This is a genomic window from Duganella sp. Leaf126, from assembly GCF_001423125.1.
Classification (GTDB): domain Bacteria; phylum Pseudomonadota; class Gammaproteobacteria; order Burkholderiales; family Burkholderiaceae_D; genus Rugamonas.
Genome location: NZ_LMNW01000035.1, coordinates 213,142 through 238,622 on the forward strand (window position 1 = coordinate 213,142; position 25,481 = coordinate 238,622).

General features: G+C 62.5%; 32 protein-coding genes and 1 tRNA gene. 16 read left to right on the top strand and 17 right to left on the bottom strand.

Annotation, left to right across the window (positions count from 1 at the left end):
- Positions 1–6: 6 nt before the first annotated feature.
- Positions 7–201 (bottom strand): hypothetical protein, encoded by a 195-nt coding sequence (locus ASF61_RS21265; RefSeq protein ID WP_056160642.1) that lies wholly within the window; start codon positions 199–201, stop codon positions 7–9.
- Positions 202–701: 500 nt separating this feature from the next.
- Between ASF61_RS21265 and ASF61_RS23015 the strand changes: the two genes are divergently transcribed.
- The 3 genes from ASF61_RS23015 (at position 702) to ASF61_RS23525 (ending at position 2,324) form a co-directional block, all read left to right on the top strand.
- Entirely contained in the window at positions 702–881 is a 180-nt protein-coding gene (locus tag ASF61_RS23015; protein WP_082491868.1) for a type II toxin-antitoxin system HicA family toxin, read from the top strand.
- A gap of 115 nt (positions 882–996) precedes the next feature.
- Positions 997–1,416, top strand: a complete 420-nt coding sequence (locus ASF61_RS21270; RefSeq protein ID WP_056160645.1) for a type II toxin-antitoxin system HicB family antitoxin — start codon at positions 997–999, stop codon at positions 1,414–1,416.
- A 263-nt stretch (positions 1,417–1,679) separates the two neighbouring features.
- Complete coding sequence (locus tag ASF61_RS23525) at positions 1,680–2,324, top strand: hypothetical protein (protein ID WP_156369676.1); 645 nt, start codon at positions 1,680–1,682, stop codon at positions 2,322–2,324.
- Here the strand turns inward: ASF61_RS23525 and ASF61_RS21275 are convergent.
- The 7 genes from ASF61_RS21275 to ASF61_RS21310 form a co-directional block, all read right to left on the bottom strand.
- On the bottom strand, positions 2,301–2,807 hold the full coding sequence (locus ASF61_RS21275; RefSeq protein ID WP_056160648.1) for a hypothetical protein: 507 nt from the start codon (positions 2,805–2,807) through the stop codon (positions 2,301–2,303). The two genes, ASF61_RS23525 and ASF61_RS21275, sit on opposite strands and share 24 nt — an antisense overlap.
- 32 nt (positions 2,808–2,839) lie before the next feature.
- Positions 2,840–3,340: a hypothetical protein gene (locus tag ASF61_RS21280; RefSeq protein ID WP_056160650.1), complete on the bottom strand. Its 501-nt coding sequence runs from the start codon at positions 3,338–3,340 to the stop codon at positions 2,840–2,842.
- 93 nt (positions 3,341–3,433) lie between these two features.
- Entirely contained in the window at positions 3,434–4,810 is a 1,377-nt protein-coding gene (locus ASF61_RS21285) for a replicative DNA helicase (protein ID WP_056160652.1), read from the bottom strand.
- Positions 4,807–5,631: a hypothetical protein gene (locus ASF61_RS23530; RefSeq protein ID WP_156369677.1), complete on the bottom strand. Its 825-nt coding sequence runs from the start codon at positions 5,629–5,631 to the stop codon at positions 4,807–4,809. Before ASF61_RS23530 ends, ASF61_RS21285 begins: the two co-directional genes overlap by 4 nt.
- Before the next feature lie 236 nt (positions 5,632–5,867).
- The gene (locus tag ASF61_RS21300; protein WP_056160659.1) at positions 5,868–6,101 is read right to left on the bottom strand and encodes a hypothetical protein; all 234 of its coding nucleotides are present in this window, start codon (positions 6,099–6,101) and stop codon (positions 5,868–5,870) included.
- Between the two features lie 9 nt (positions 6,102–6,110).
- Entirely contained in the window at positions 6,111–7,130 is a 1,020-nt protein-coding gene (locus ASF61_RS21305) for a hypothetical protein (protein ID WP_056160662.1), read from the bottom strand.
- On the bottom strand, positions 7,127–7,372 hold the full coding sequence (locus ASF61_RS21310) for a YdaS family helix-turn-helix protein (protein ID WP_056160664.1): 246 nt from the start codon (positions 7,370–7,372) through the stop codon (positions 7,127–7,129). The genes ASF61_RS21305 and ASF61_RS21310 overlap by 4 nt, the downstream gene beginning before the upstream one ends.
- Before the next feature lie 183 nt (positions 7,373–7,555).
- Between ASF61_RS21310 and ASF61_RS21315 the strand changes: the two genes are divergently transcribed.
- The 4 genes from ASF61_RS21315 to ASF61_RS21330 all read left to right on the top strand — a co-directional run bounded on the left by ASF61_RS21315 (position 7,556) and on the right by ASF61_RS21330 (position 10,412).
- Complete coding sequence (locus tag ASF61_RS21315; protein ID WP_229205961.1) at positions 7,556–8,197, top strand: S24 family peptidase; 642 nt, start codon at positions 7,556–7,558, stop codon at positions 8,195–8,197.
- Between the two features lie 136 nt (positions 8,198–8,333).
- Positions 8,334–8,702 (top strand): hypothetical protein, encoded by a 369-nt coding sequence (locus tag ASF61_RS21320; protein WP_056160668.1) that lies wholly within the window; start codon positions 8,334–8,336, stop codon positions 8,700–8,702.
- Positions 8,703–8,780: 78 nt separating this feature from the next.
- Complete coding sequence (locus ASF61_RS21325) at positions 8,781–9,332, top strand: hypothetical protein (RefSeq protein WP_056160670.1); 552 nt, start codon at positions 8,781–8,783, stop codon at positions 9,330–9,332.
- Positions 9,333–9,581: 249 nt separating this feature from the next.
- Positions 9,582–10,412, top strand: a complete 831-nt coding sequence (locus ASF61_RS21330) for a BRO family protein (RefSeq protein ID WP_082491869.1) — start codon at positions 9,582–9,584, stop codon at positions 10,410–10,412.
- A 9-nt stretch (positions 10,413–10,421) separates the two neighbouring features.
- Here ASF61_RS21330 and ASF61_RS21335 read toward each other — a convergent pair whose 3' ends face one another.
- Positions 10,422–11,042 carry a BRCT domain-containing protein gene (locus ASF61_RS21335; protein ID WP_056160673.1) on the bottom strand — a complete coding sequence of 207 codons (621 nt, stop codon included), beginning with the start codon at positions 11,040–11,042 and terminating at the stop codon, positions 10,422–10,424.
- A gap of 105 nt (positions 11,043–11,147) precedes the next feature.
- On the bottom strand, positions 11,148–11,513 hold the full coding sequence (locus ASF61_RS24435; RefSeq protein ID WP_082491875.1) for an Arc family DNA-binding protein: 366 nt from the start codon (positions 11,511–11,513) through the stop codon (positions 11,148–11,150).
- Between the two features lie 128 nt (positions 11,514–11,641).
- Here ASF61_RS24435 and ASF61_RS23020 point away from each other — a divergent pair, with 128 nt between their 5' ends.
- The 6 genes from ASF61_RS23020 to ASF61_RS21365 all read left to right on the top strand — a co-directional run bounded on the left by ASF61_RS23020 (position 11,642) and on the right by ASF61_RS21365 (position 13,759).
- Positions 11,642–11,821, top strand: coding sequence for an Arc family DNA-binding protein (locus ASF61_RS23020; RefSeq protein ID WP_082491870.1), 180 nt, complete (start codon positions 11,642–11,644; stop codon positions 11,819–11,821).
- Positions 11,822–12,002: 181 nt separating this feature from the next.
- Positions 12,003–12,314 (top strand): hypothetical protein, encoded by a 312-nt coding sequence (locus ASF61_RS21345; RefSeq protein ID WP_156369679.1) that lies wholly within the window; start codon positions 12,003–12,005, stop codon positions 12,312–12,314.
- Positions 12,311–12,823, top strand: coding sequence for a hypothetical protein (locus ASF61_RS21350; protein ID WP_056160678.1), 513 nt, complete (start codon positions 12,311–12,313; stop codon positions 12,821–12,823). Before ASF61_RS21345 ends, ASF61_RS21350 begins: the two co-directional genes overlap by 4 nt.
- The gene (locus tag ASF61_RS21355; RefSeq protein ID WP_056160680.1) at positions 12,820–13,173 is read left to right on the top strand and encodes a hypothetical protein; all 354 of its coding nucleotides are present in this window, start codon (positions 12,820–12,822) and stop codon (positions 13,171–13,173) included. The genes ASF61_RS21350 and ASF61_RS21355 overlap by 4 nt, the downstream gene beginning before the upstream one ends.
- On the top strand, positions 13,170–13,367 hold the full coding sequence (locus ASF61_RS21360; RefSeq protein ID WP_056160682.1) for a hypothetical protein: 198 nt from the start codon (positions 13,170–13,172) through the stop codon (positions 13,365–13,367). Before ASF61_RS21355 ends, ASF61_RS21360 begins: the two co-directional genes overlap by 4 nt.
- The gene (locus ASF61_RS21365; protein WP_156369680.1) at positions 13,364–13,759 is read left to right on the top strand and encodes a hypothetical protein; all 396 of its coding nucleotides are present in this window, start codon (positions 13,364–13,366) and stop codon (positions 13,757–13,759) included. Before ASF61_RS21360 ends, ASF61_RS21365 begins: the two co-directional genes overlap by 4 nt.
- A 33-nt stretch (positions 13,760–13,792) precedes the next feature.
- Here ASF61_RS21365 and ASF61_RS23025 read toward each other — a convergent pair whose 3' ends face one another.
- Entirely contained in the window at positions 13,793–14,095 is a 303-nt protein-coding gene (locus ASF61_RS23025) for an Arc family DNA-binding protein (RefSeq protein WP_229205962.1), read from the bottom strand.
- 206 nt (positions 14,096–14,301) lie between these two features.
- On the opposite strand from ASF61_RS23025, the gene ASF61_RS21370 reads away from it, so the two are divergent.
- A complete protein-coding gene (locus ASF61_RS21370) occupies positions 14,302–14,511 on the top strand; it encodes an AlpA family transcriptional regulator (RefSeq protein ID WP_056160688.1) in 210 nt (69 codons plus the stop codon).
- A 120-nt stretch (positions 14,512–14,631) separates the two neighbouring features.
- On the opposite strand, the gene ASF61_RS21375 is transcribed toward ASF61_RS21370, so the two are convergent.
- The 6 genes from ASF61_RS21375 to ASF61_RS21400 all read right to left on the bottom strand — a co-directional run bounded on the left by ASF61_RS21375 (position 14,632) and on the right by ASF61_RS21400 (position 22,106).
- Positions 14,632–14,708, bottom strand: a tRNA-Pro gene (locus ASF61_RS21375).
- A gap of 74 nt (positions 14,709–14,782) precedes the next feature.
- Positions 14,783–15,490 (bottom strand): fumarylacetoacetate hydrolase family protein, encoded by a 708-nt coding sequence (locus tag ASF61_RS21380; RefSeq protein ID WP_056160690.1) that lies wholly within the window; start codon positions 15,488–15,490, stop codon positions 14,783–14,785.
- Positions 15,491–15,572: 82 nt separating this feature from the next.
- The gene (locus tag ASF61_RS21385; protein WP_056160692.1) at positions 15,573–16,187 is read right to left on the bottom strand and encodes a TetR/AcrR family transcriptional regulator; all 615 of its coding nucleotides are present in this window, start codon (positions 16,185–16,187) and stop codon (positions 15,573–15,575) included.
- Positions 16,188–16,245: 58 nt separating this feature from the next.
- Positions 16,246–17,712, bottom strand: a complete 1,467-nt coding sequence (gene adeC / locus ASF61_RS21390; RefSeq protein WP_056160754.1) for an AdeC/AdeK/OprM family multidrug efflux complex outer membrane factor — start codon at positions 17,710–17,712, stop codon at positions 16,246–16,248.
- Between the two features lie 23 nt (positions 17,713–17,735).
- Positions 17,736–20,876 (bottom strand): efflux RND transporter permease subunit, encoded by a 3,141-nt coding sequence (locus ASF61_RS21395; protein WP_056160695.1) that lies wholly within the window; start codon positions 20,874–20,876, stop codon positions 17,736–17,738.
- A 15-nt stretch (positions 20,877–20,891) separates the two neighbouring features.
- Positions 20,892–22,106 carry an efflux RND transporter periplasmic adaptor subunit gene (locus ASF61_RS21400; protein WP_156369681.1) on the bottom strand — a complete coding sequence of 405 codons (1,215 nt, stop codon included), beginning with the start codon at positions 22,104–22,106 and terminating at the stop codon, positions 20,892–20,894.
- A gap of 325 nt (positions 22,107–22,431) precedes the next feature.
- On the opposite strand from ASF61_RS21400, the gene ASF61_RS21405 reads away from it, so the two are divergent.
- Together ASF61_RS21405 and ASF61_RS21410 are read left to right on the top strand one after the other, a co-directional pair.
- Entirely contained in the window at positions 22,432–23,940 is a 1,509-nt protein-coding gene (locus ASF61_RS21405; protein ID WP_056160697.1) for an ATPase domain-containing protein, read from the top strand.
- Between the two features lie 5 nt (positions 23,941–23,945).
- Positions 23,946–25,481, top strand: coding sequence for a hybrid sensor histidine kinase/response regulator (locus ASF61_RS21410; protein ID WP_056160698.1), 1,536 nt, complete (start codon positions 23,946–23,948; stop codon positions 25,479–25,481).

Here is a 25,481-nt window from a genome sequence, read left to right on the forward strand (position 1 = left end):
TTGAAATTAACTGCGCGGCGCGTTCGGCACTTGCGCAGCTGTGGCGCTGGCGCTCGTGCCGGTGTTGCCGTAGCCCTTGGCACGTAGAATCTCGCGGGCGCGCTGAGCATCGTTAAGCTGCACGGCCAGCAGATCGAGCTGCTTGCCGTCGTTGGACAGCACGGCGCGGCGGATCAGGTCGCGGTAGTGGTGCTGCTTCATGTCGTCGCCGCGTGCAAAAGCGGCTTTAGCCAGCCCCACACATGCGGCCAGGCCAGCACCAAGGCGCCGGCAATGACGCCCGCGAACGCGGTACCGAGCAATGCGCCCAGGATGAAGATGCCGCGAAGGTCAACACTTGGCATAGCTACCTTGAATAAAAAGGCCACCGCCGTATAGCTCAGCGGGAATCACAGACGGTGGCAAAGGGTCCAACAAGGGAACGGTGGTGCTGGCCAGGTCAGTCGCGGTCGTCGCGGTCTGGCTGGCGCAGCGCAGGTATCAGGTGTCAGCCGAGCAGCCGGCGTATCTCGTCGGGCGTGGGCGACGGCTCCAGCGGTGCGTGCGTGCGGCGCTCAAGATACTCGCGGATGGTCTGCTTCGCCGGGCGGGTAGTCTCAGTCATTGCGCGCCTTCAAATAACAACAAATATGTTTCAAATACCCTTGATAATACAACACTTGTGTTGTATTATCGAACCACTGACACACATAAGGGGATGTATGAAGTACAGCGAGTTCCGGCGTTGGCTGCTCAAACAGGGTGCGGTAATCACCCCGGGCAAAGGAAGCCATCACAAGGTACTTCTTAATGGCAGATCAACAGTCTTCCCGGACCATGGAGCGAAAGAGATAGGGACGGGGCTGGTTGAGAAGATTAAGAAAGACCTTGGTCTGAAGTAAGAAAGCCCCGAAAGGGGTTTTCTATCTTGCTGTATGAGTCCCTGAAATAAAGCAAATAAAATAACTACCTAAGTAAGTAGCACTATCTACTTAATCCCTCCCAAGGAGCATCAAAATGCTGAATTATCCAATTACCCTTACCCCCGACACGAACGGCACGTTCCTGGTCGGCTTTCCTGATTTCCCCGAAGCGAACTCGGTCGGCGACGATAAAGAAGACGCGATGATCCAGGCAGTCGATGCGCTGGAAACCGCACTGTCGATCTATTTCGATGAGCGTCGCCCTGTTCCGCTGCCATCGCCAGCGAGCGCCGGCGATGCCGTCGTCGCCTTGCCGGCGCTTGAAACCGCGAAGGTCTTGTTGTGGAACGAGATGCACGCACGCAAAATGCGCAAGGCCGACCTGGCGCGACTGCTTGACGTGCACACTCCGCAGGTAGACCGCCTATTTGATCTGGATCACTCGTCAAAAATTGAATTCGTCGAGCAGGCAGCGAAGGCGCTGGGCAAATCGCTCAACGTCTCGCTCGTCTAATCCAAGCTCAGAAATGACAGAAGCCCGCGATCCTTTCGGGGCGGGCTTCGATGTGCCCCAGGGCTATCTGCGAAGTGGGCAACGTAAAATCTCAAGGCGTGACGACCCGATTAAGGTCTCGGCTCAAGGTTAGCCGCTGCCCCGCTTTGCGCAAGTGCGCGCTGCTAAGTTATGCGGCCGGATGAATCACAAGGCGCGCAGTGCAACGATTATATACCTGTGTTTACACACAGTGCAACCCTACATTTCAGGCGAATAACAAATTGGACTTTTATGAAATCGCAAAAATAGCTGCTGCAGTAACATCCTTTGTGGGTGGATTGGTCCTGATTTGGCGGGCTAACAAAGAAATTTTTTTCGGCAGTCGCAACAGCCTTCGCGAGGAGTATAAGTTCGCAAAAACGTTCTTTGAGGATCTTGATGCTACTCCTGATATGCATCCGCACGCTCGGCAGAAGGGTTTCCACGCTATAGCCGGGACCACTTCTATTCCCTATAAGGAAATTGAGTTTCTATTAACTTTCAAAAATCATGAGAGCGTACTCAGTGATTACGTTATAGCTCGGGACCTCCTCATCTACACACCCGGCAATAGTAAATATCAGATAGATTTTAGGCCTATGTATGCCAAACCATCCAGACGAGATAGGTTGCAAAAATTATACCTGATTGGATTCGGCCTAAGCTACGCTATTGCGGTGCTTCCACTGCTTGGATGGACATGGAAACAACTTTCAATTCAATTCGTGTTCGCTCTAGCTCCAGTTTCTGTGGCTTTTTTGTTCGGAACTTACCATTGTGCGAAAGCCTCAATTAAATTGAAGCGCGCTGAGCGTTTAGTGAGCGCTCAGCAATTTAACCCAATGCCTACTGATCCTAAATTCTCAAAATTCAACCTCCTTAGCTAGCCGCTTCATTGTCTGGCCAGCGGCGTGCGCCGACATCGCGTTCAGCGCCTCGACCATATCCTCGACCAGGTGCTGCAGCTTGTGCTGGGCCTGCACAGCGCGTGTGCCGCCGCCAGCGCAGGCTCGACATGCAACGTCCGACAGCACCGTTGGCTGGCCACGCACCGCTTCATAGCCGCGCCCGGTGCAGGCCGGGCACACGTCGTTCAGCCAGTGATCGAGCGACAGGCGCGCCACCTTGGCTGGGCTCACGTCAGCCGGCCACGTCCGGTGAGCTGCCTTGGTCTTCACGATCTCGCGCCAGGCGTCGAGCAGCGCCGAGTAGCTGCTGGCGTCGCCGGCGTACTTCACGCGGAACAATTTCGTGCCCAGGTCGCGGCACAGCGCGGCAGCCGCCAGCACCTCGGTCTGGTGGTGCTGCGCATCGTCGCGCAGGTTCGATGCGCCGAGCGCTCGGGTGTATTTCTGAATCACGCTGCTCATGGTTTCCCTGTATTTCAGTTGTTGGTGCTGCGTCAGGCGCCGGCGCGCCGGGCCGCCCGCTCTTTTTGCGCACCCGCCGCCGCTGCCTTGCGCAGCCGCGCGGTACGCTCGTAATCTCCGATGATGGCAGTCAGCACGGCATGGCCGCTGAACACGGTTTGTTCGTTCAGCTTGCGGAGGAAGTTCAAGCGCCCGGACAGATCGACCTCCTCGACCACCAGCGCGCCGGTGGCCGTCGCTTCGGCGCTGGCCAGCGCGGCCACCAAGCGCGCGCGGTGGAGCTGGGCGTCGTCGAGGCTGTACCAGTAGTACGCGTGCCCAGCATCGCGGACCTTCTCGCGGCTGATGTACTCGCGAGCCACCATCTCGGCCGCGCGCTTGTTGAAGTCGCGCGTGCTGATGCCTGCAGCTGCCGCCAGACGGTAGCCCTGAAGTCGGTGGTTAGGTGCGGCGGCCAGCGCCGCGCGCACGCGGCACGGCATGCTCGCGCCTTCCTTGCTCAGCCGCTGAAGATCCTTCGATTGCTGTTCCATTTGTTACTGCTCCCTGTGGCTTTGGTTTGGTGGTGCTGGTGGTGCTGGTGGTGCTGGTGGTGCTGGTGGTGCTGGTGCTGGTTCTGGTGGTTATCATTCAAAGCCTTTCCTCTTGCGGGCCGGCTTTTCCTCAGGCACGTGCTTGCGCCATGGATACTGCAAATCCTCGAACCGCGTCTGGCTGCCGATGTAAGCCAAGGCGACTGTGCCGGGCTGGCCCTGCCGCTGCTTCGCCGAGTTCACTTCGCAGATTCCCTTATCGTTCGAGTCGGGGTTGTACACCTCGTCCCGGTACAGCAGCATGATGTTCGCGGCGTCCTGCTCGATGCTGCCGCTCATGCCCAGGTCCGACGGCAGCGGGCGCTTGTCCGGGCGCTTTTCACAGTCGCGGTTCAGCTGGCAGAGCAAAATCACCGCGGTGTCTAGCTCTTTGGACAGCGCCACCAGGGCGCGCGTGTATTCGCCGATCACCATGTATTCCCTTTCGGCCTTCCCGCCGGTGATGAAGCTCAACTGGTCCACCACCACCACGTCCAGCTGGCCGCCGGCCTTGCGCTTCACGCTGCGCGCCTTGGCGCGGATCTCGAGCATGTTTAAGCCGGTCTTGTCGTCGATGAACAGGCGCATGTCGCGCGCTACGGCGACGCTGTGCGTAACCGCATCCCAGTGCGGGGTGTCGAGGCGCCCCTCCCCAGGCTTGCGCAGCCAGCCCAGCGGGACACGCGCGATGGCGGAAACATTGCGGTCGGTGACCTGCGTGCGCGACATTTCCATGCTCAGGAACAGCGCGACGCCGCCGTCGCGGGCGATGTTCCGAGCGATGCCAAGGCCGAAAGCGGTTTTGCCCATGCCGGGCCGGCCAGCAACCACGGTGAGCGTGCCGCGCTCCAGGCCGCCGTCGAGGCGGTCGTCGAGGTCGCGGTGGCCGGTGGCCACAGGCTTGATCTCGCCGTTCAGCCGCGCTTGCAGCACGCCCAGGTACTCGCCCAGGGTCTCCGACATCAACTTCGGCTCCTCATCCGTCTTCTGCTGGGCCAGCGCTTCGAGCTTGGAAGCCACCAAATCCACGCACACGGCCGCCGGCTGAAACGAGTGGGCCAGTTCCTGCATTTCCACGGCCAGCACGCCCAGCGCCCGCTTGCGGGCCTTGTCGCTCACGATCTCGGCGTGGCGCCCGATGTTCACGGAACTGACCGCCGAGGCGCGCAGCCTCGTCAGGTACGGCAGGCAGTCTTCGACCTTGCTGCCCAGGGCTTCGAAAACGGTGATCGGGTCGGCGGCGCGCCGGCTAGCCACCTGACGCACGATCTCCTCGAAGATCAGGCGATGGTCCGGGCGGTAGAAGTTCGCCGACACCAGGTCGATGCGGTCGAGCGCGTCGTTGTCGAGCAGCAGCCCGCCCAGCACGGCCTGCTCGGCGCGGACGGCCGCTGTGTGGTCTTCGAGGTATTGCTGGTCCGACATGTTCATGCGATTTCCTTGTGCGCGTTTTCGGCCTGTATGCCGGTGGTGGTCAAGGCATACGTGCCTTCGTTCGTGGCGTACCAGAGCTTGAACCAGTTGCCCCGCACCGACTTGCCGAACACGGTCGCCCAAGCCTTGTAGCGCTTGGCGTCCGGGAGCGAGTAGCGGTCCTTGAACTCGAGCCACTGCAAGCGCAGGAAGTCATGCGGTATCCCGGCCTGCTCCGCATAGCGGAATACCCCGTCGTCATCGGGGATCGGCTTCACGCCGGCCGCCCTGCACTCCGCGACAAACGCCGGGAACGAGATCGCAGATCGCTTGCGAGACGACGAGCCCCCGTCAGGGGGTATGGGGGTATTTATGTTCTTAGATGTAGATGTAGATGTAGGGCCGTCACCATGCCGCCCACCAATGGGGGGCTTTGGTGACTGCTTCGGTGCTTGGTTTGGTGGGTATTTCGGTTCCCCCGTGTCTCCATCCTTTGGTTGTGGGTTGGGCCCACCGCTCGCGCCACCCTTGGGTGGTTGGTTGTTTTCGCTGAATCGAGTGCTTTGGCCCCGACGTAGACGCACGTATTCGTCGCGCACGAAGCGGCTGCAATACCAGCACGGTCCCGCCCCTGCAACGACCAGCACCACAGGCTCACCAGCTTTGCCAGCATGGCGTGGTGTGAAGATGTAATCGGCGGCGTTCTTATCGGCGCCCTTCAATACGTCCTTGGCAACCAGCTCGCGCGCCAGTTTCAGCGACACTCCGGCGGCGCGCGCGAGCTCTTCCAACGGCCAGCGGCAAACGCCGTATTCGTCGGAATCGTGCAGGACGCACATGACGTCCACCCAGGCGCCACGCGCGGCCTCGGAGCAGCGGCGCAGCTTGGAGTTGTTCCGCCAGTCGGCGGGGTAAAACTGAAATGACGGCCTCTTCACTTGCGACCTGCCACTTCCATTTGCTTGGTACTGCCCATCTTCCAACCTCCTCCAGCCATACTGTGTAGGGTCGGGGCTTGACCGGCGGGCTGGATTCACCGATCGCGGATGCGCATCCGCTGCCCCGTTTGTGATCGTTACTGCTGTTCGAGATCCGGGTGGATCGTGCGCAGGCCGCGCGCAATGGCATCGGCCTGCACGGCGCGCTCACGATTCAGCTGCGCATCGTTGCGTCGCTTGGCCTCGGTGTCGGCGGCGCCACGGGTGCGCATGCCGCAGCAGGCAACCGTGGGAACGCCACACCCGGGGGTCTGGTAGGTGACCTGGAACTCACCGGCGGCGTCCGGCCCCGTGGCTTCGTGTTTCAGCATGGCGGCGCCTCAGCCCTTTAGCGCCAAGTCCGCCAGCAGCACCCGCAGGCGCTCGGCCTTCGCCAGCGCGGCGTCGAGCTGGGTGGTATCCACATCCACCACCAGCTTGCTGACGGTCGGGGCGCTGGCGCGCGCGGCGACACTGCGCTCGGCATCGGCCAACTTCTCGGCAGATTCGGCGGCCATCGCGGTGGCGGCCTGGTCGAACACATTGGCGCCGACGGCGCCCAGGATGGTCGCCAGCTGGCCGAACACCTTCCCGGTAGCGCCTTCAATCTGTCGCACCTCGGCAGCCACCTTGTCGAGCTGACGCGCCCAGGCCGGCCACTCGCTGCCCGCAACCAGCGCTGGCGCTGGCGCGGAGCCAAGCGGCATATGGCTTTCTTTCGCGATGCTTGCATTCGCGGTGCCGGAGACGATTCCCGTTTGCGCGAGAACCGGCGCGCCGGCGGCCAGCTCCCGCTCGATGTAATTCAGCGCTTCGATGGCCATGGGCTCGCCTTCGAACACGGTGCGGGTTTCGGCAATGGCGGCGCGCACCTTGGCGCCGTGGTCGGCGGGCGTGGCGGCCGGGCCGAACAATGCCAGCACCTGATGCTCGAGCGCGCGGTTGCGCGCGGTGGCTTTGTGCAGTTGATCATGCAGCGCCAATTCCGCCTCCTGGCGCTGGTCTGCGGCGGCAGCGTCACGCGTAGCTTTCGCGCGCGCATTTGCCACTTCGCCGGCAAGCTCGAGCATGCGGGCGCGCAGCTGCGCAGCGTCCTCGGCAGTGCCGTCGGCGCCCCCGAACAGAGAGCCATCCTGCTCGTGCATCAGCCGCTGGTAGTGCGGTTTGGTGAGCCAGCGGCACGAACCGTCGAGCAGCACGTACTGTCCATCCTTGTGCAAAATGTGTCCGATTACAGCGTGGCCGCGCTGCAGCAGCTGGGCCAGCTTCTCTTGGCCAGCCGCCGAGGCGATGACGCCAGCGGAAACCGAGTACATCGGAAAAGTATATTCGTCGCCAGCAGCTTTATAGGATTGGGTCATGGGGTTTCCTCGGCGGGGGTAGTGGACAGTTCCGGCCACACGTCCCGGCAGATATCCGCCGAGAACAGCTCTTGGCGTGTGACCAAGCCGCCGGTGGCGCGCTCGATCGGAATGCCGAACCGGATAGGAATGACGCGCGTACCGGCCGCCCAACGCGCAACGTCCGGATAGTGGGCCTTGATTGCTCGGGCAAGGTCGGCAGTGCGACCGCGTTGCTGGGTGAGGTAGTCGTGTAATTTCATGGCCACGACTATAGCAATTTGCTTTTACAAGCGCAATAGCAAATTTTGCTTGCTAATCAAAGCAATCTGCTATTAAATGCCGGAATGGCTACCGTAAAAGAAACCCGAATTGCAAACCTCCGCTCACTTGTCCGCGAATTTAGAACTGCGGATGAAGTGTCGCGTCGCGCCGGCACAGCGCCCATGTACCTGAGCCAGATACTGAACGGCGCCAAGTCGAGCACCGGCACCCCACGAGGTGTCGGCGACGCGCTGGCGCGGAAGCTCGAAGCAGGATGCGGAAAAGAGGAGGGCTGGATGGACCGTGAGCACGCATCCGCGCCGGACGATCCGATGACGTCGGAGCGCGCACACGCCCTCTTCCCAGGCGCGGTGCCAGTACGCATAGTCGATGCAGACGACCCCGACTTTTACATGATCCCCAAGGTAAAGCTGCGCCTCTCTGCTGGCATCACCGGGTTTCAGACTATCCCCGAAATTCACGACGGCAGCACCCTGATGGTTGCCAAAAACTGGGTAGACCGCAATCGTTACGTGCCGGGCCAGCTCCTCGCAATTTCAGTAAAAGGCGAAAGCATGGAGCCAAACTTGTACGAAGGCGACCAGGTCATTGTGAATACGGGCGACACCAAGATCGAGGACGGCGGCGTGTATGCGGTGAATTACGAGGGTGAGGCCGTCATCAAGCGCATGACGCGCGATCGCGGTGAATGGTGGCTTACGTCCGACAACCGGGACCAGCAGAAATATCGCCCGAAGGGCTGCCGCGATGGTGAATGCATCATCATCGGGCGCGTGGTGAAACGAGAAACAAACCACATTTGATCCTCATAAGTCCCCGGCTCCGGGGATTTTTTTTCCCTTGCTTTTCCTAAAAAAGCAAAATTTAGCGCAATTTGCTATTGATAATCCAAAAGCATATTGCTATAGTCCGTCTCAGTCCAACCGAACTGAGGCAAACATGTCAACCAGCAGCACGACCAACACTCCATCCGGCCGCCGCGCCGACCAAGCACTGCTCAAGCAGCACTTCTCCAAAAGAGACGGTCATTACGACATGACTGCTGCCGCCGCATTCTTGATGATGGCCGGCTATGCATACGACCCCAAGGAAAGCCCGACGCCAGGCCTGCGCGAGCGCGCCGATGAGATCCTTGCCGGCGCCGCCCGCGCTGGCTTCGCCCAATCGGACGTGTTCACCACCCTGCTGGCTCAAGTCGGAATTTCCGCGCGCACGCTGCGCATGGCCATCGACGTAACCGCCGCAGTCGGCGGCGACGCAGCAATGTTCGAGTTGATTCGCGTCGCCCCGAACGCGCCGAACCAGTGAGCGGCGCCGGGAATTTTGCAACCACGCCTGGCCGCCCAGCCTACCATCGTGTCCACCAACCACCACCAGGAGAAAAGTATGTCCAGCACCAGCAACATCGCGGCCGGCGCCAGCGCCGCATTCGCACCGCCCACCTATGAGGAAATGGTCGCCCGCGCGAACGATCACCATGCCGAGGCCCGGCGCTACGCCGCCCTGCTCGGCATGGAAGTGCACGAGAGCAGTGTGAACAGTGCCAATCTGGATTTGATTCAAGGTCACGAAGTGATCTTTGACAATAAGCCGGCGCACATGATTCACATTTATTTGTGGGGCTACTCCAACGGGGAGGATGAAGGAAAGCGCGCCGTCATCAACAAGAACCTGCTGTTGACGGCGGACTCAAAAGATGGCGCAGCCAACCTCATGGCGGCGCTGAAGATTGCAGACCGCTACGGTTGGACGATTCAGATTGCTTCGTATGGCTTGGCGGTCACCAACGGCAAGGTCACCAAGGACTTCTCCAGCTTGGCCGACTTCTTTATTTTCGCCGATGGCTATGGTTCCGCGATCGACGACCACTGCAAGGTGTACTCCAGCATCGAAGACGCCGGGACAAACGAGGCAACACCGAAGAGTGGCAAGGTCTAGTCCACGACAAGAACGCCGATGAGAACGCCTACGAAGCAAAGGCGGATATGGCATCCGCCGAACTTCTAAGTATTTGATTTTAGACAGGGAAATTCGAGTTACGGGCACTTGAGAGCCTTAAGTGTCGAATACCGTCAAATACCGCCTGAATAAGCTCAAATAACGCTCTTTTGGAAAAGCCACCTGGCCGAGCAATAAAATTAGCACTAGTAGCACCGAAGCAAAACCACACTCACCACAGAGGAAAAAATGAGCGCACGTGACCTAATCCCCAACCCGTTCGACTTCGAAGGCCATTCAGTTCGCGTGGTCGAAATTGGCGGCGAATTGCAGTTCCATGCCGGCGACGTCTGCGCGGCACTTGGCTTCGCAAACTCCCGCCAAGCGCTCGAAACCCACGTAGAAGAGGATGACGTCCAGAAATTGGACGCCATCGATTCAATGGGCCGCACGCAGCTGGCGAACCATATCAACGAGCCCGGACTTTACGCGCTGACCATGGGAGCAACCAAGGATGTCGCGAAACGGTTTAAGCATTGGGTAACCCATAACGTGCTGCCGTCGATCCGGCGCACCGGCGCCTATTCGGTGCCAGGAGCGCCGACAAAGCGCATCCGTCCATTACTGTCATCATCGCTCACCGACGTCCGTGCGATCGACTTCATCGGCAACATGGTGGCGAAGGTACCGGGCACGCGGGCCGACGTCGTGGCCGCCATCAAGCTGCGCATGATCGAGGAACAAACCGGCCTTCCGGCGACACAGTTCGGCACTGCCCTGCCCTCCGAGGCGCTGGACAAATCGGTGAAGCTCAACCCGACCGAGATAGGCAAGCGCCTGGCGCCGAAGCTGTCGCCGATCCGCGTGAACAAGATCCTGATCGACCTCGGCTTGCAGCGGAAGAGCGAGAGCGGCTACGTGCTCACCGAGGCCGGGATGGCGCACGGCGAAGTGCATCCGTTCCAGGCAAAGAACAAGCACGTGGGCGACCAGATCGACTGGTACGAATCGGTCGTCGAAGTCGTGCGCGCAGCGGCGCAGAGGCCACCAGGCGGCCAGTTGCAGCTGATCGGCAGCTAGTCCTCGAGCCTATAGGTGGCCGTGCCAGTGCTCCTCGCCAACGATGAAGATGTTGCCGCCGGCAGCGTTGTACTCGATGGCTTTTTCAATCTTTCTACCGTGAGTCGAATGCAGCCAGTTGTCGTTACCAATGTCGCCGATCACCAGATAGTTCAGCTTTTTAGTGATCGTGCCCGAGGCAATGCCGCCACGGTCCGTGACCTGCTGCTCGCACCAGGTGCGGAGGCCGGAGTTGAATTTTCCGGTGAAACAGAAAAGCTGGCCGGAGAACTGAATTGGTTGGGCAGGCTCAGTGAACGGGAGACGCGTGCTGTCGCTACCGTTCCCATATTGGGGAGCGGTGTTGCCGCCGACGGTTTTGGTCAGCAGTTCAAGAATCTCCGATTCCTCCTGCAGGTCCAGCTTCCCGTCAGCCATCACGGAAAGCAAACGCGGGTACAGGACTTTCGCCGGCCAGAGGTTCGCGGCGCGACGGTTGGCCTCCATCCACGAAATGAGAAACTCGACCTCCCCTTGCGAAACCATGCCGTCGGCAAGCACACCCTTGATGATGCCGATCAGCTCGTCAATCTGGCGGTCGGAAACGGCTTCATTTCGAAAAGCGGTAATGAGGTTCAAGTCGGTGGTCATCTGGAATCCGATAGGTTGAAGCCGGGAATCGGCAATTCCACAAAGTATAGATATGTTTACTGCTTGAAATATCGCACATTGTCACCGCTGACAGCCGATGTTGGGCTACACCTTGCGCTTGTGGGTGCGCTCAGGCATCGCCGTCGGCCAGAGCTCGATATCGTCGTCATCGACCATGCCCTCGACTGGTGCTCGGGCGCCTCGATCCGGATCTACCTGCTGCATAGCGAACTCGCGGATCAAATCCTGCAGACGTGCCGCCGAGTACTGGATCTCGGCCGTCAACTCGGCGGGGTGCGGGTGATCGACTTCGTCCCATCGAAAGGTGCGCTCTAGGCGAGCGATCACCTCCGCATTCATGCTTCGATGGCTTTTTGCAGCTGCATCAGCGATATGTTCGCGCATACCGGACGGCAGACGAACGATGAATTTGTCTGCGTCTTGAGGAGTGCGTTTTTTTTCGGTGGTCATGGCGATGGAGCATACCGTCATTCGCCAGCAACATAAATGCTGGCTATGAGCCATAAACGCCTTGCCGGTCGGACTGTGGTGGCGTATATTAATAGTGGCTATTAGCCATATCATTAGAGGATTGAAGAATGTCTAAACGACTCGATGTCGAAATGTGGCGCGGTGAAATGCGCATCCCGAAGCCGATGATGGACTGGGTGAAAGAGCGGGCAAAACGCAATTTCAGAACGGCCAACGCTGAGCTTGTTGAGATTGTGCGGGAAGCGATGAAACGCGAGCAGGCGTCGCATGAAGTGAAGGAAGCTTAGACGTTTGAGCTAGATCTCCGCAGGGCTGAATTACCGCTCTGCTGAAAACTAATCGGAAGACTGGGGTGAGAGCCAGCCTTCCGATACAAACAGTGCCGTACTGGCGCTACCAGAAACGACTGCCATGGAGGGTGAGAGCTCCAAGGCCGCGTGGATCAACACACCTTATCGAAAGACACATATGAACCAGAAAACGAAGGTTAACACCAGTCCCGAAAATGAGCAAGTAAATGTTGTAAACACAACCTTGCACTTGTCGCAAATCAAGCACCACCTTGGCGACATCGAATCGCAGGCGCTGGCCGCGCAAACGCTTGGCGAAATCTGCTTCGAGCAACTGGATTCAGTTGAGAGCAACGATCTGAAAGTGGCACATGTAATCCTGCGCCTGGACGCATTGGTAAAAGCGGCCTACCGCAATGCGGTGTTGGTTCAGGAATCGGTGACCGATGCGCGCCTCCTCCTCGCTAACATGGAAGGCGGTGCCCAATGAACGCCCGCTTCGTTCCGCCGATGGCCCTTGCCGGCGTGGGCAACGTCGTGCTGCTGGCCGACGACATCCCAGCGCCAAACCAGCGCTGCGACATCCACGGCCCGGACGGCCGCGCGCTCTGGCATGCGGTCGACTTCGCCGACGTGCCGCGCGTGATCAACATGTTCCGCCTCGAAGGCAACGCCGACTGGTTGGGCCAGGTCTTTGTGACGCCGTGGGAGTCGGCCCGGATCGAAAATGCTGGCGAGTGGGAGCCGCTCGGTGCGGCCGATGGCCTGCCCTTGGAGTTGCGCGACGGCCTCAAGCCGCTCCTGCGCTTTACCGGTACCGACTTGGGCACCGGCAGCCAGACGGGGTGCATCAGCGTCGCGTGCGGCACCTGGTCGGCGGACATTACCATCGAGCTGGCTCTGCTTCACCTGGACGACTTCACGGACGGCAGCCGCGCGCGGCTGGCTGCAGTCGTCGGCTACTTCTACGGCGTCAGCCTGGTGCGGGGTGCGGAATGAACGCGCGCTTTGTCCCGCCGGCAGACGACGCGGCCGCGCCACCGGTGCACGTGCCGAAGCATCAGAGCTTCAGCTGGTTGGTCCCGCAGCTCAAGGGTAATCCCCACGCCGAATTCATCGCCCTCACCATGAGCGTCTGCCGCGGCGCCGAGCTGGCCCTGAAAATCGTGCAGGAGTCGGAATTGGACCGGGATCACGAGGAGACGGGCGGTTACTTCTCGCCGAGCCATTGCGACCAGCTCAAAATACTGGCCATCGGATCGCTGAAAATGCTGGCCGACCGCGCCGAAGCTGAGATCAGCGACCTCAACGATGTCGCGCAGCGCCTGGCGGCCAGAGGTGGAAATTGAACCGCCTGTCGAAAGAATGCGCCGCCGAAGTGGCGCGCCTCGAAGCGCTGGCCGGCCTGGTCGCGGCAATGCTGAGCACCATGTCGGCGGTGCGGTCCGACGAGCGCGCTGCCCTCCTTCACCGGTGCGCAGCTACCGCCGACGGCGTGGCACGCGAGCTGGCGCACCTGCAGCTGGTGGAGGGCCGAGCATGAACAAGAGATTGCTCTGTAGCTTGATCGGTCACCGGCCGGCGCCGCGCCAGTACCAGCTCACCGCCGGCGCCACCGCGCGCACCTGGGAGTGCTGCCCGCGCTGCCACGAGCACCACCGCTCAGATGTGCAGGCGGCGCTGCTGGTGCGCATCATGGCCGAGGGCCAGCTGATCCCGGCCGGCTACGGCGTGGCCGTGGTGGACTGGCGCACCGGCGATGCGCTGTGCATGCCGGTACCGCTCAACCTGGTGGCCGCCGCCGCGCGCCGGGCGTGGTATTGGGTCAAGGCGCCGCACGCACTGGTGGTGGACCCGCGCCAGGCCTACGCCAAAGGCTACCGGGCCGGCGTGCGCGCCGGCCAGCGCCAGAACGGCACCGGAGGCGAGGCTTGAGCGAGGCCTTCATCAAAAAAACTGCATAGCTCTCTACGATGAAGGGGTCGTCTCCGGTGGACTAGAGTCAGTAGGATCGACACTTAGAGGCGAGTTGCCATTTGCCGTTTCAGAAGATTTGTCGGCGCTTTTGGCATCTAAATTTACGCTAAATGAATATTGAATATCTCGGTTTCGCTTAGACAAACGCTCGATCGCTTCGAGGATGAGGCGTGTATCAATCTCATTCGAGCTTACGTCGAAGCTGGATTCCATTCGCCCAACCAGCTCTGCATTAATGCTGCGCCCAGCCTTCACTGCCTCGAATTTCAGTTTTTCGAACAGGGAAATGGGCATCCTGAATTGGCTTCGGTAGATCTCTGACATACCGGAATATTGACATTAAAAAAAATCTTGGGATAGTGCCAAGGAATAAATAAATAGTGACAACAGCCACTAATTGATAGTGAACTCAAAAAATCTTGTGTAATGAAACGAAACACCATAGGAATTTCACTCCCGTGCTACGAGTTGAGAAATCGTCTACAAAGAAAGGAAAGACCATGAACATGAATGAAATGAAACTTTTTATCCGGATGCCCGAAGTCGTGCGCGTCACCGGCAAGTCGCGTAGCACCATCCTGCGCGCGGTGAAGGCGAAGACCTTCCCGGCGCCGATCCACATAGGCCCGCAGGCGATTGCATGGGATTCCGCCGAGGTAGCGAAGTGGCAAATGGATCGGATTGCAGAGAGCCGAAAAGCTGATGAGTAGTACCAAACGATTCCAAACGGCTGCACCTGAGGCCGCGAATCTGTAGGGGTAATTGTAGGGGTAATTTTTGCAGGCAAGAAAAAGGCCAATCCGAAGATTGGCCTAAGTCCTTGATTCTATTGGTCGGGGCGAGAGGATTCGAACCTCCGACCCCGTGCACCCCATGCACGTACGCTACCAGGCTGCGCTACGCCCCGACTAGGCCGAGATTATAGCAGCCAGTTTAAGCATTTGTCATGTTTGTGTTGCGGATCCGGGGAAAAATAATCGTTTATACGATTTTTACCGTGATGCCGTCGATGCCGGCCACCGTGCCGACCAGCACTTGCCCCGGCACGACCGCACCGACGCCTTCCGGCGTGCCGCTGAAAATCAGGTCGCCCGGCGCCAGCGTGAACAGCGTGGACAGGTTGGCGATGACTTCGTCGATCGACCAGATCAGGTCGTCGATGCTCGATGTCTGCCTGGTCACGCCGTCGACTTTCAGCTCGATGGCGGCGCGGTTGATGTCGCCGGCCCGGGCTGCCGGGGTGATCACGCCGATCGGCGCCGAATAGTCGAACGCCTTGCCGATTTCCCACGGACGGCCGGCGTCGCGCATCTTGAACTGCAGGTCGCGGCGCGTCATGTCGAAGCCGACCGCGTAGCCGAAGATGTGGCTCGCTGCATCCGCGACGCCGATGTTGCTGCCGCCCTTGCCGATGGCCACCACCAGCTCGCACTCGTAGTGCAGATTGCTGGTCAACGGCGGATACGGCAGCGCGGCGACCTGCCCCGGCGCCACCGGCACGATGGCCTGGGCGTCGGCTGGCTTGCTGAAGAAGAATGGCGGTTCGCGGTCCGGGTCCGACCCCATTTCGCGCGCGTGGCCGGCATAGTTACGGCCCACGCAGAACACGCGGCGCACCGGGAACAGGGCGTCGGTACCGGCAACGGGCAGGCCCACGATGTCATGGGCGGGAATTACATAGGCAGTCATGATGCTCCGATCACTAGGAAGAGTGCGGACATGTTACAACAGCCGCCACCGCGCGACATCGGGGAAAACACTACGAAACAAATCAGGTGAGCAGCAGCGCGCGCATGGCGGTCTGGAACGCTTCGGTCATGCCATCGCGATCGAGGTCGTCATGCAGCATCCCGCGCACGGGCAAGCCGTGGAAGAAGGCGATCATGGCATCGACCCGGGAGTTCAGCAGCACGTCGTCCACTGGCAGCCCGCGCGCTTCGCGGCCGCGCCGCACCAGCACACGCATGGCAGCGCGCGAGCGCATCGAATTCTCGCGCAGCTTGGCGGCGACGACCGGGTTGCGCGACGCCTCCGCGTACATCTCGAGCGGCACGTGCCAGGGCTGCGGCTGCAAATGCTGATCGACGGCGTTGCCGGCTTCTTCGAGCAGCGCTCCCAGCGGGTCGTCGCGCGACTCCAGGTCTTGCAGCAATTCGGTGACGTGTTCGGCCTCGCGGTCGACGAACGCCATGATGATGGCGTCCTTGCTGTCGAAATAATTGTAGATATGGCCGGCGCTCATGCCGGCCTGCTTGGAGATCTCCGACATGCTGGCGCCGTGGAAGCCGCTGCGTGCGAAGCAAACGGCCGCCGCTTCCAGCACCTGGATGCGCCGCCCCGCTGCCTTCTCGGGATCGACGCGCCGTTTTGCGGGAGAGGTGGTCATGGTCATTCCTTGGGTAGGCGGCGGCCGCACAGACGCGACCGCCGCAAGGGTCGCAGGATCAGCCGCGGGGCGGCTGGGCCGCCGGCGTGGGCTGTGCGGCCTGCGCCGATTCCGGCTGCCAGCCACCACCGAGCACCTTGTACAAGGTGACGGCATTGCTGGTCTGACTGAGCCGGGTGCTGATCAGGCCTTGCTGGGCCTGATACAGCGCGCGCTGCGACACCAGCGAGTTGAGGTAGGTATCGGCGCCGCTGCGGTAGCGCGCTTCGTTGATCCTGAAGCTCTTCTCGGCTGCCTGCACCAGTGCCTGCTGCGAATTGAGGCGCTCGTCGATGGTGCCGCGCACCGCCAGTGCGTCCGCCACTTCGCGGAACGCGACCTGGATCGCCTTTTCGTACTGCGCCACCGAGATGTCGCGGTCGGCCCTGGCGATCGCCAGGTTGGCGGTGTTGAGGCCACCGTTAAAGATCGGCAGGTTGATCTGCGGTGCAAAGCTCCACGTCCCGGAACCGGCCTTGAACAGGCCGGAGAGGTCACGGCTGGCGCTGCCGCCCGACGCCGTCAGCGAAATGCTGGGGAAGAAGGCGGCGCGGGCCACGCCGATATTGGCGTTGGCGGCGCGCAGCGCGCGTTCGGCCTGCTGCACGTCGGGACGGCGCTGCAGCAGATCGGACGGCAGGCTGCCCGGCAGCGCGGTCAGCTCGGTCACCGACACCAGCTCGCCCGCGGGCAGCAGCGTAGTGGGCACGGGGGCGCCCACCAGCAGGTTCAGCGCGTTCTGGTCCTGCGCCACCTGCGAGGTGTAGGTGGCCACGTCGTTGCGCGCCGACTCCACGCTGGTCTGGGCGTCGTACACGTTCACACCGGACGTGGCACCGGCCTCGAAACGCTTGCGGCTCAGGTCATACGTGGTCTGCTGGCTGGCCAGGGTGTCCTGCGCCAGTTTCAGGCGTTGCTGGTCGGCCGTCAGCGTCAGCCAGGCATTGGCCACTTCGGCCACCAGGCTGATTTGCTGGGTGCGGCGCGCCTCTTCGGTCCCCAGGTAGGTTTGCAGGCCCGCTTCCGAGGCATTGCGTACCTTGCCGAAAAAATCGAGCTCGTACGCGGCCAGCGACACGCCCGCGCTGTACTGGCGCGTCACGGACGATTCGCCCGTGGTGCTGAGATTGCGCGGCACGCGGGAGGCGCTCTGCGAGACGCCGGCGGCCACGGTCGGCAGCAGCGGCGCGCTGCTGACGTTGTACTGGGCGCGGGCGCGCTCGATATTGAGCCCGGACACGCGCAGGTCGCGGTTGTTGGCCAGCGCCAGTTCGATCACCTGGCGCAGGCGCGCATCGGCGAAATACTCGCGCCACTGGATTTCGGACACCGGACGGGCATCGGCCGCCGCTGCCGGCAAGCCCTTGTAGGCCTCGCCGGCAGGCCAGGCCTGGCTGACCGGCGCAGCAGGACGCTGGTACACCGGCGCCAGGCTGCAACCGCCCAGCAGCGCCAGCGCCGCCAGGGTCAGGGAAGATTTATGCATGATGTTCATGACGGGTTTCATGATTAGTGTGCCTCCACGGCCGGCGTGGCGGCAGGTTTGGCTTTGCTCTTGCCGAAGCGGCCGCGCACCAGCACGAAGAACAATGGAACGAAGAAGATGCCGAGGAAGGTTGCGGTCAGCATCCCGCCCAGCACGCCGACGCCGATCGCGTTCTGGCTGCCCGAGCCGGCGCCGCTGCTGATCGCCAGCGGCAGTACACCGAGACCGAAGGCGATCGACGTCATCAGGATCGGACGCAGGCGCAGGTGCACCGCCTGCAGGGTCGCTTCCTTCAGTTCGATGCCCTGCTCCTGCAGGTCCTTGGCGAATTCCACGATCAGGATCGCGTTCTTGGCAGCCAGACCCACCACGGTCAGCAGGCCGACCTGGAAGTACACGTCGTTCGACATCTTGAACACGTAGGTTGCCAGCACCGTGCCGACGATCCCCAGCGGAACGATCAGCAGCACCGAGAACGGCACCGACCAGCTTTCATACAGCGCGGCCAGGCACAGGAACACGATCAAGATCGAGATCGCATACAGCTGCGTGGTTTGCGAACCGGAGTCGCGTTCTTCCGTCGACAGGCCGGTCCACTCGTAACCGATACCGGGCGGCAGCTGCGCTGCCATGCGCTCGACTTCGGCCATGGCGGCGCCCGAACTCTGGCCCGGCGCCGGCTGGCCCAGGATTTCGACCGATGGCAGACCGTTGTAGCGCTCCAGGCGCGGCGAGGCGTAGATCCACTCGCCGTGCGAGAACGACGAGAACGGCACCATCTCGCCCGCGCTGTTACGCACGAACCACTTGTTCAGGTCTTCCGGCACCATGCGCGATTCGGCCTGGCCCTGGATGTACACCTTCTTCACGCGGCCACGGTCGATGAAATCGTTGACGTAGGCCGAGCCCCAGGCCGTGCTGAGCACCCGGTTCACGTCGGCGATCGCCAGGCCCAGCGCCACGGCTTTTTGCTGGTCCACGGTGATCTTGTACTGCGGCGTATCTTCCTGGCCGTTCGGACGCACGCCGACGATGACCTTGCTCTGCGCGGCCATGCCCAGCATCTGGTTACGCGCCGCCATCAGGGCCGCGTGGCCCACGCCGCCGGTATCCTGTAGCATCAGGTCGAAGCCGGACGCGTTACCGAGTTCCAGCACCGCCGGCGGGGCAAACGCGAACACCATCGCATCCTTGATCTGCGAGAAGGCGCCCATGGCGCGGCCGGCGATCGCGCTGACCGCGTGGTCCTTGCCCTTGCGGTCGGACCAGTCCTTCATCCGCACGAAGGCGATACCGGTGTTCTGACCGTTACCGGCGAAGCTGAAGCCGGCCACCGCAAACACCGAGGCCACCGATTCCTTCTCGTTGTTCATGAAGTGCTGCTCAACCCTTTCGATGGTCTTGAGCGTGCGCTCCTGGGTCGCGCCGGTCGGCAGCTGGATCTGGGTAAACAGCACGCCCTGGTCTTCTTCCGGCAGGAACGACGTCGGCAGGCGCAGGAACACGAACGCCATCACGGCCACGATCAGCGCGTAGACGATCAGCGAACGGCCGCTCTTGTTGATGATCGAGCCGACCAGGCCCTGGTACTTGCGGTTGCCGCGATCGAAGGTGCGGTTGAACCAGCCGAAGAAACCGGTATTGGCCTGGGTGTGGCCTTTCGGCACCTGCTTGAGCATGGTGGCGCACAGCGCCGGCGTAAACACCATCGCCACGATCACCGACAGCACCATGGCCGAGACGATGGTGATCGAGAACTGGCGGTAGATCACGCCGGTGGAACCGCCGAAGAACGCCATCGGCACGAACACGGCCGACAGCACCATGGCGATACCGACCAGCGCACCGCTGATCTGGCCCATCGACTTGCGCGTGGCCTCGACCGGCGACAAGCCTTCTTCCGTCATCACCCGCTCGACGTTTTCCACCACCACGATGGCGTCATCGACCAGCAGGCCGATCGCCAGCACCACCGCAAACATGGTCAGCGTGTTGATCGAGAAGCCGAGCACCGACAGGATGCCGAAGGTACCGAGCAGCACCACCGGCACCGCCATGGTCGGAATCAGCGTGGCGCGGAAATTCTGCAGGAACAGGTACATCACCAGGAACACCAGCACGATCGCTTCGACCAGGGTCTTGACGACTTCCTCGATCGAGATCTTGACGAACGGCGTGGTGTCGAACGCCACCATCGCTTTCAGTCCGGCCGGGAACTGCTTTTCCATCTGCTTGATCTTGTCCTTCACCGCCTGGGCGGTGTCGAGCGCGTTGGCGCCGGTGGCCAGCTTGATCGCGATACCGGTGGCGGCCTTGCCATTGTAGCGGGCCACGATCGAGTAGTTTTCGCGGCCCAGTTCCATCCGGGCGACGTCGCGCAGGTACACGGTGGCGCCGCCGGTGGTGGTTTTCAGCAGGATGGCGCCGAACTGCTCGGCCGTCTGCAGGCGGCTCTGGGCCGTCACGGTGGCGTTGAGCTGCTGGCCGGCCACGGCCGGCGCGCCGCCCAGCTCACCGGCGGACACCTCGGTGTTCTGCGCGCTGATGGCGGTGGTGACGTCGGCCGGCGTGAGCTGGTAGCTCTGCAGCTTGGCCGGATCGAGCCAGATGCGCATCGCGTACTGGGAACCGAAGTTGGTGACGTCGCCCACGCCTTCCACGCGCGAGATCGGATCGAGCACGCTGGCGGTGACGTAGTCGCCGATGTCGGCCTGGTTCATCGAGCCGTCGTCGGAGACGAAGCCGATCACCAGCAGGAAGTTCTTGGTCGCCTTGTTGACCACCAGACCCTGCTGGGTCACGGCGGTGGGCAGCAGCGGCGTGGCCAGTTGCAGCTTGTTCTGCACCTGCACCTGGGCGATGTCGGGGTTGGTGCCCGATTCGAAGGTCAGCGTGATGCTGATGCCGCCTGCCGAGTCGGACGACGACGACATGTAGCGCAAGCCGTCGATACCCTTCATCTTCTGTTCGATGACCTGGGTGACAGCATCTTCCACGGTCTTGGCGGAGGCGCCGGGGTAGGAACCGGTAATCGAAATCGAAGGCGGCGCGATGGCCGGATACTGCGCGATCGGCAGGCCGAGAATGGCCAGTATGCCGCCGAGCATGATCACGATCGCGATCACCCAGGCGAAAATCGGGCGATCAATAAAGAAGCGGGACATGTGCGATCTCCTCGATTACTGCTTGGCCGCAGGGGCTGCCGGGGCGGCTGGTGCAGCCGCTCCTGACTGCGCGGCGCCGGCCGCCGGCGCCTTGGCTGCCACGGCCGGTGCGCCCGGCTTGACCTTCTGCAGACCTTCGACGATCACCTGGTCGCCATCGGCCAGGCCCGACTTCACGCGCCACTTGTCGCCGTAGGTGCCGGCGGTGGTCAGCACGCGCTGTTCGACCTTGCCGTCCTTGCCCAGCACCATGGCGGTGGCTTCACCCTTCTGGTTGCGGGTCACGCCCTGCTGCGGCACGGTGATGGCTTTTTCATCGACGCCCGATTCGATCACCGCGCGCACGAACATGCCGGGCAGCAGATGCTGTTTCGGGTTGGGGAAGATGGCGCGCAGCGTCACGTTGCCGGTGCCCTGGTCCACCGAGACGTCGGAGAACTGCAGCTTGCCCGCTTCCGCATACTTGGTGCCATCGGCCAGCACCAGCGTGACCTTGGCCTGCCCCGCCTGTTTGAGACTGCCGTTTTCCATCTCGCGCTTCAGGCGCATCAGGTCTTCGCTCGACTGCGTCACGTCGACATACATCGGATCGAGCTGCTGCACCGTGGTCAGCGCGGTGGTCTGGTTGGCGGTGACCAGCGCACCGGGCGTCACGGTCGAACGGCTGATACGGCCGCTGATCGGCGCATACACATTGGTGTAGCGCAGGTTGATATTGGCTTCCTGCAGCGCGGCGGTGGCCGACTCCACGTCCGCCTGCGCCTGGGCGTCGGCAGCGACTGCATCCTCGTAATCCTGGCGGCTCACGCCTTCGATGGCCAGCAGCTCCTTGTAGCGCGACGCTTTCGGGCCGCTGGTCAGCAGGTTGGCCTTGGCCTTGGCCAGGGTGGCCTTGGCCGAGTTGACATTGGCCTGATAGATCGACGGATCGATCTGGTACAGGGCGGTGCCGGCCTTGACGTCGGAGCCTTCGACAAACAGGCGTTTCTGGATCACGCCGTTGACCTGCGGGCGCACTTCAGCCACCTGGTAGGCGCTGGTGCGGCCCGGCAGTTCGGTCGTGATCTGCAGTGGTGCTTGCACCACCTTGTAGACGCCCACTTCCGCCACCTGCTGCGTGCGAGGTGCTTCGGTCGTGGATTTGGAGCAACCAGCCACCAGGGCGGTTGCAGTGATCAGGGCTGCGGCCCCGGCCGTCCGCAGGGACGGTTTGCAGAGAAAAGCTTCCATGTGGCGAGACTTTCTGAGGAGAGTACTGGGAGAAGGTAAACACATGCGATAGAATGAACGATCATTCTAACTATGTCAAGCGCTTTGCAATTCCGCAGAGAAACATTTTGCGCCGCCTCAAGCAACCAGCGGAGACAGTCGGCTTGGGGTAAAATAATAAAATTACACGGTTTCAAGAAATCGTGCCGCGCCTGCAGCATCGCTCGTTTTATCCATGTCGCTGCGTGCAGCGTCGCAGTGTCACCTTGACGTTTTATGTTCAACGCTTCACGGTCATCCGCCGGCTGCTTCCGCAACGGCGCCAACGCCCAACCGGACCGCTTTCATGGAACCACAAAACAGCAATACTTCCGAATTCCTGTCGAGCGGCGTGCCCGGTCTCGACGCCGTGCTCGGGGGCGGCCTGACGGCCGACCGCCTGTACCTGGTCGAGGGTGAACCCGGCACCGGCAAGACCACGCTGGCCCTGCAGTTCCTGCTCGCGGGCGTGCAGCGCGGCGAACACGTGCTCTACATCACCCTGGCGGAAACCGCGGTGGAGCTGCGCGCCGTAGCGCAAGCGCACGGCTGGGACATGGCCGGCATCCAGGTCGAGGAAATCATCCCCGGCGAAAACGCGCTTGACCCGGACCAGCAGTACACGATCTTCCACCCGGCCGAAATCGAAATGGGCACCACCACCCAGCACATCGTCAGCGCCATCGACAAGTGCCGGCCGCGCCGCGTGGTGCTCGATTCGCTGTCCGAGCTGCAGCTGCTGGCCGAAAATCCGCTGCGCTACCGGCGCCAGGTGCTGGCGCTCAAGCAGTACCTGGCCAGCCGCGCCTGCACCACCATCCTGCTCGACGACCGCACCGCGCTCTCCACCGACCTGCAGGTGCGCAGCGTGGCGCACGCCGTGCTCACGCTCGAACGGGTCGAGCAGGCGTATGGCGCCGAGCGGCGCCGCATCCGCGTGGTCAAGTACCGCGGCGTCGCCTTCCACGGCGGCGCCCATGACTACCAGATCGTGCGCGGCGGCTTGCGCGTGTACCCGCGCCTGGTGGCGGCGGATTCGCGCGTGAGCAGCGCGCGGCGCCAGCTCTCGAGCGGACTGTCCGCGCTCGACCAGCTGATCGGCGGCGGCCTGGAAGAAGGCATGAGCACCCTGATCACCGGCCCGTCCGGTACCGGCAAATCGTCGCTGGCCGCGCAGTTCGTGCACGCTGCCAGCCAGCGCGGCGACAAGAGCGCCATGTTCCTGTTCGAGGAGGCGCGCAACAACCTGCTCAACCGCTGCGCCAGCCTGGGCCTGGACCTGGACAGCGCCGAACGCGACGGCCTGCTCACCATCCAGCAGGTGGACCCGGCCGAACTGGCCCCGGGCCAGCTCACGCAGGCCGTGGTGCAGGCCGTCGAACGCGGGGTCAAGGTGCTGGTGATCGACAGCCTGAACGGCTACCTGAACGCCATGCCCGACGAACGCTTCATGACCACCTACCTGCACGAGATCCTCACCTACCTGGGCCAGCGCGGCGTGGTCAGCCTCATCGTCGGCGTCCAGCAGGGCATGATCGGCAGCGCCAACACGTCGTCGATCAATGCCAGCTACATCGCCGACAACATCATCATGCTGCGTTACTTCGAGGCCGAGGGCGAGGTGCGGCAGGCGATTTCCGTGTTCAAGAAGCGCGGCAGCGCGCACGAGCGCACCATCCGCCGCTTCCAGGTCGGCACGGACGGCATCACGGTGGGGCCGGTGCTGCGCGGCTTTCACGGCATCCTGACCGGTGTGCCCAGGTACGACAGCGACGCCATCGCGCCGGAGCAGCCGGCCGCCGACGAGCGGTCCTGAAGCCGATGGAAACGCGCATCCTGATCTACGCCCCCACCGGCCAGGACGGCCCGCTGGCTGCGCGCGTGCTGGCGCTGGCCAAGCTCGACAGCCATGTCTGCGCCACCCTGGCCGAGCTGGAACAGCAGGCCGCCGCCGGCGTGGGCGCCGTGCTCACGGTGGAGGAAGCGCTGACCGACGGCGGTTACCAGCTGCTGCACGCCATGGTAGCGCGGCAGCCCGACTGGTCCGACCTGCCGATCCTGCTGCTCACCCACCACGGCGCCGATTCGCCCGTGGTGCGCAAGGCGGTGGCGGGCCTCGGCAACCTCACCCTGCTCGAACGGCCGGTGCGCACGCTGGCCCTGATCGCGGCGCTGCAAGCGACGCTGCGCGCCCGCCACAAGCAGTACCAGGTACGCGAAGCGGCGCGCCGCAAGGACGAATTCCTGGCCAGCCTCGGTCACGAACTGCGCAATCCGCTGGCGCCGATCCGCACCTCGGTGTCGCTGCTCACGCATATGTACCCGGACGCAGCGCCGGTGGCGCGCATCCGCGACGTCGTCGAGCGCCAGGTCAGGCTGCTCACGCGGCTGGTGGACGACCTGCTCGACGTGGCGCGCATCACGCGCGGCAAGATCAAGCTGCAACGCCAGCTGGTCAGCCTGCAGGCAGTGATGAACCACGTGAACGAGTTATGCGTGCAGGCGGCAACCGCCAAGCGCATCCACGTGGCGTGGCAGCTGCCGCTCACCGAGGTCATGCTGCATGCCGACTACGCGCGCATCGTGCAGATCTTCGCCAACATCCTCTCCAACGCCATCAAGTTCACGCCGCAGGGCGGCCAGGTGCTGGTGCGCGCCCACGTCGCGGACCGGGTGCTGGTGGTGTCGCTGCGCGACAGCGGCATCGGCCTGGAACCGGAGGCGCTGTCACGCATCTTCACCATGTTCGAGCAGAGTACGACGGTGGCCGGCCAGTTCACCAGCGGCCTGGGCATCGGCCTGACGCTGGCGCGCCAGTTCGCCGAGATGCATGGCGGCTCGGTGGACGTGACCAGCGAGGGCGTGGGCAAAGGCAGCGAGTTCACGGTGCGTCTGCCGGTCGTCCACGCCAGCGACGAGCGCGCGCCCCGGCCCCTCGCGGCGCCTGCACACAGCGGCGGCGCCGGCCAGCAGCGACAAGTGCTGGTGGTGGACGACAACCACGACGCCGCCGACACCCTGGCCGCGCTGCTCGCAGCCGAAGGGTTTCACACGCGCGCCGTCTATGGCGGCGAGGAAGCGGTGGCAGCAGCGGCGCACGCCCGACCCGACATCGTCATCCTGGATCTCGGCATGCCGGGCATGGACGGCTACGACGCTGCGCGCGCGATCCGCCAGCAGCCGGGCGCCGCCGACATCCTGCTGATCGCCCTCACCGGCTGGGGCCAGAGCGACGCCCGCCGCCGCACGCTCGACGCCGGCTTCGACCACCACCTGGTCAAGCCGGTGGACCTGGAGCAGATCATCGCACTGGCGCGCACGCGCGACGACCGCACACAGGTGCAGGCGGCGCGCTGA

Bases quoted from the DNA above. Each gene is read 5' to 3' on its own strand.
- ASF61_RS21305 (WP_056160662.1), bottom strand. From the start codon at position 7,130: ATGACCCAATCCTATAAAGCTGCTGGCGACGAATATACTTTTCCGATG.
- ASF61_RS21280 (WP_056160650.1), bottom strand. From the start codon at position 3,340: ATGGAACAGCAATCGAAGGATCTTCAGCGGCTGAGCAAGGAAGGCGCG.
- ASF61_RS21345 (WP_156369679.1), top strand. From the start codon at position 12,003: ATGAACCAGAAAACGAAGGTTAACACCAGTCCCGAAAATGAGCAAGTA.
- ASF61_RS21275 (WP_056160648.1), bottom strand. From the start codon at position 2,807: ATGAGCAGCGTGATTCAGAAATACACCCGAGCGCTCGGCGCATCGAAC.
- ASF61_RS21270 (WP_056160645.1), top strand. From the start codon at position 997: ATGCTGAATTATCCAATTACCCTTACCCCCGACACGAACGGCACGTTC.
- ASF61_RS21405 (WP_056160697.1), top strand. From the start codon at position 22,432: ATGGAACCACAAAACAGCAATACTTCCGAATTCCTGTCGAGCGGCGTG.
- ASF61_RS23015 (WP_082491868.1), top strand. From the start codon at position 702: ATGAAGTACAGCGAGTTCCGGCGTTGGCTGCTCAAACAGGGTGCGGTA.
- ASF61_RS21300 (WP_056160659.1), bottom strand. From the start codon at position 6,101: ATGCTGAAACACGAAGCCACGGGGCCGGACGCCGCCGGTGAGTTCCAG.
- ASF61_RS21350 (WP_056160678.1), top strand. From the start codon at position 12,311: ATGAACGCCCGCTTCGTTCCGCCGATGGCCCTTGCCGGCGTGGGCAAC.
- ASF61_RS21285 (WP_056160652.1), bottom strand. From the start codon at position 4,810: ATGAACATGTCGGACCAGCAATACCTCGAAGACCACACAGCGGCCGTC.
- ASF61_RS21370 (WP_056160688.1), top strand. From the start codon at position 14,302: ATGAACATGAATGAAATGAAACTTTTTATCCGGATGCCCGAAGTCGTG.
- ASF61_RS23025 (WP_229205962.1), bottom strand. From the start codon at position 14,095: ATGCCCATTTCCCTGTTCGAAAAACTGAAATTCGAGGCAGTGAAGGCT.
- ASF61_RS21315 (WP_229205961.1), top strand. From the start codon at position 7,556: ATGTACCTGAGCCAGATACTGAACGGCGCCAAGTCGAGCACCGGCACC.
- ASF61_RS23530 (WP_156369677.1), bottom strand. From the start codon at position 5,631: ATGTGCGTCCTGCACGATTCCGACGAATACGGCGTTTGCCGCTGGCCG.
- ASF61_RS21320 (WP_056160668.1), top strand. From the start codon at position 8,334: ATGTCAACCAGCAGCACGACCAACACTCCATCCGGCCGCCGCGCCGAC.
- ASF61_RS21400 (WP_156369681.1), bottom strand. From the start codon at position 22,106: ATGGAAGCTTTTCTCTGCAAACCGTCCCTGCGGACGGCCGGGGCCGCA.
- ASF61_RS21325 (WP_056160670.1), top strand. From the start codon at position 8,781: ATGTCCAGCACCAGCAACATCGCGGCCGGCGCCAGCGCCGCATTCGCA.
- ASF61_RS21335 (WP_056160673.1), bottom strand. From the start codon at position 11,042: ATGACCACCGACTTGAACCTCATTACCGCTTTTCGAAATGAAGCCGTT.
- ASF61_RS21380 (WP_056160690.1), bottom strand. From the start codon at position 15,490: ATGACTGCCTATGTAATTCCCGCCCATGACATCGTGGGCCTGCCCGTT.
- ASF61_RS23020 (WP_082491870.1), top strand. From the start codon at position 11,642: ATGTCTAAACGACTCGATGTCGAAATGTGGCGCGGTGAAATGCGCATC.
- ASF61_RS21265 (WP_056160642.1), bottom strand. From the start codon at position 201: ATGAAGCAGCACCACTACCGCGACCTGATCCGCCGCGCCGTGCTGTCC.
- ASF61_RS21365 (WP_156369680.1), top strand. From the start codon at position 13,364: ATGAACAAGAGATTGCTCTGTAGCTTGATCGGTCACCGGCCGGCGCCG.
- ASF61_RS24435 (WP_082491875.1), bottom strand. From the start codon at position 11,513: ATGACCACCGAAAAAAAACGCACTCCTCAAGACGCAGACAAATTCATC.
- ASF61_RS21330 (WP_082491869.1), top strand. From the start codon at position 9,582: ATGAGCGCACGTGACCTAATCCCCAACCCGTTCGACTTCGAAGGCCAT.
- adeC (WP_056160754.1), bottom strand. From the start codon at position 17,712: ATGCATAAATCTTCCCTGACCCTGGCGGCGCTGGCGCTGCTGGGCGGT.
- ASF61_RS21355 (WP_056160680.1), top strand. From the start codon at position 12,820: ATGAACGCGCGCTTTGTCCCGCCGGCAGACGACGCGGCCGCGCCACCG.
- ASF61_RS21385 (WP_056160692.1), bottom strand. From the start codon at position 16,187: ATGACCACCTCTCCCGCAAAACGGCGCGTCGATCCCGAGAAGGCAGCG.
- ASF61_RS21395 (WP_056160695.1), bottom strand. From the start codon at position 20,876: ATGTCCCGCTTCTTTATTGATCGCCCGATTTTCGCCTGGGTGATCGCG.
- ASF61_RS21310 (WP_056160664.1), bottom strand. From the start codon at position 7,372: ATGAAATTACACGACTACCTCACCCAGCAACGCGGTCGCACTGCCGAC.
- ASF61_RS21410 (WP_056160698.1), top strand. From the start codon at position 23,946: ATGGAAACGCGCATCCTGATCTACGCCCCCACCGGCCAGGACGGCCCG.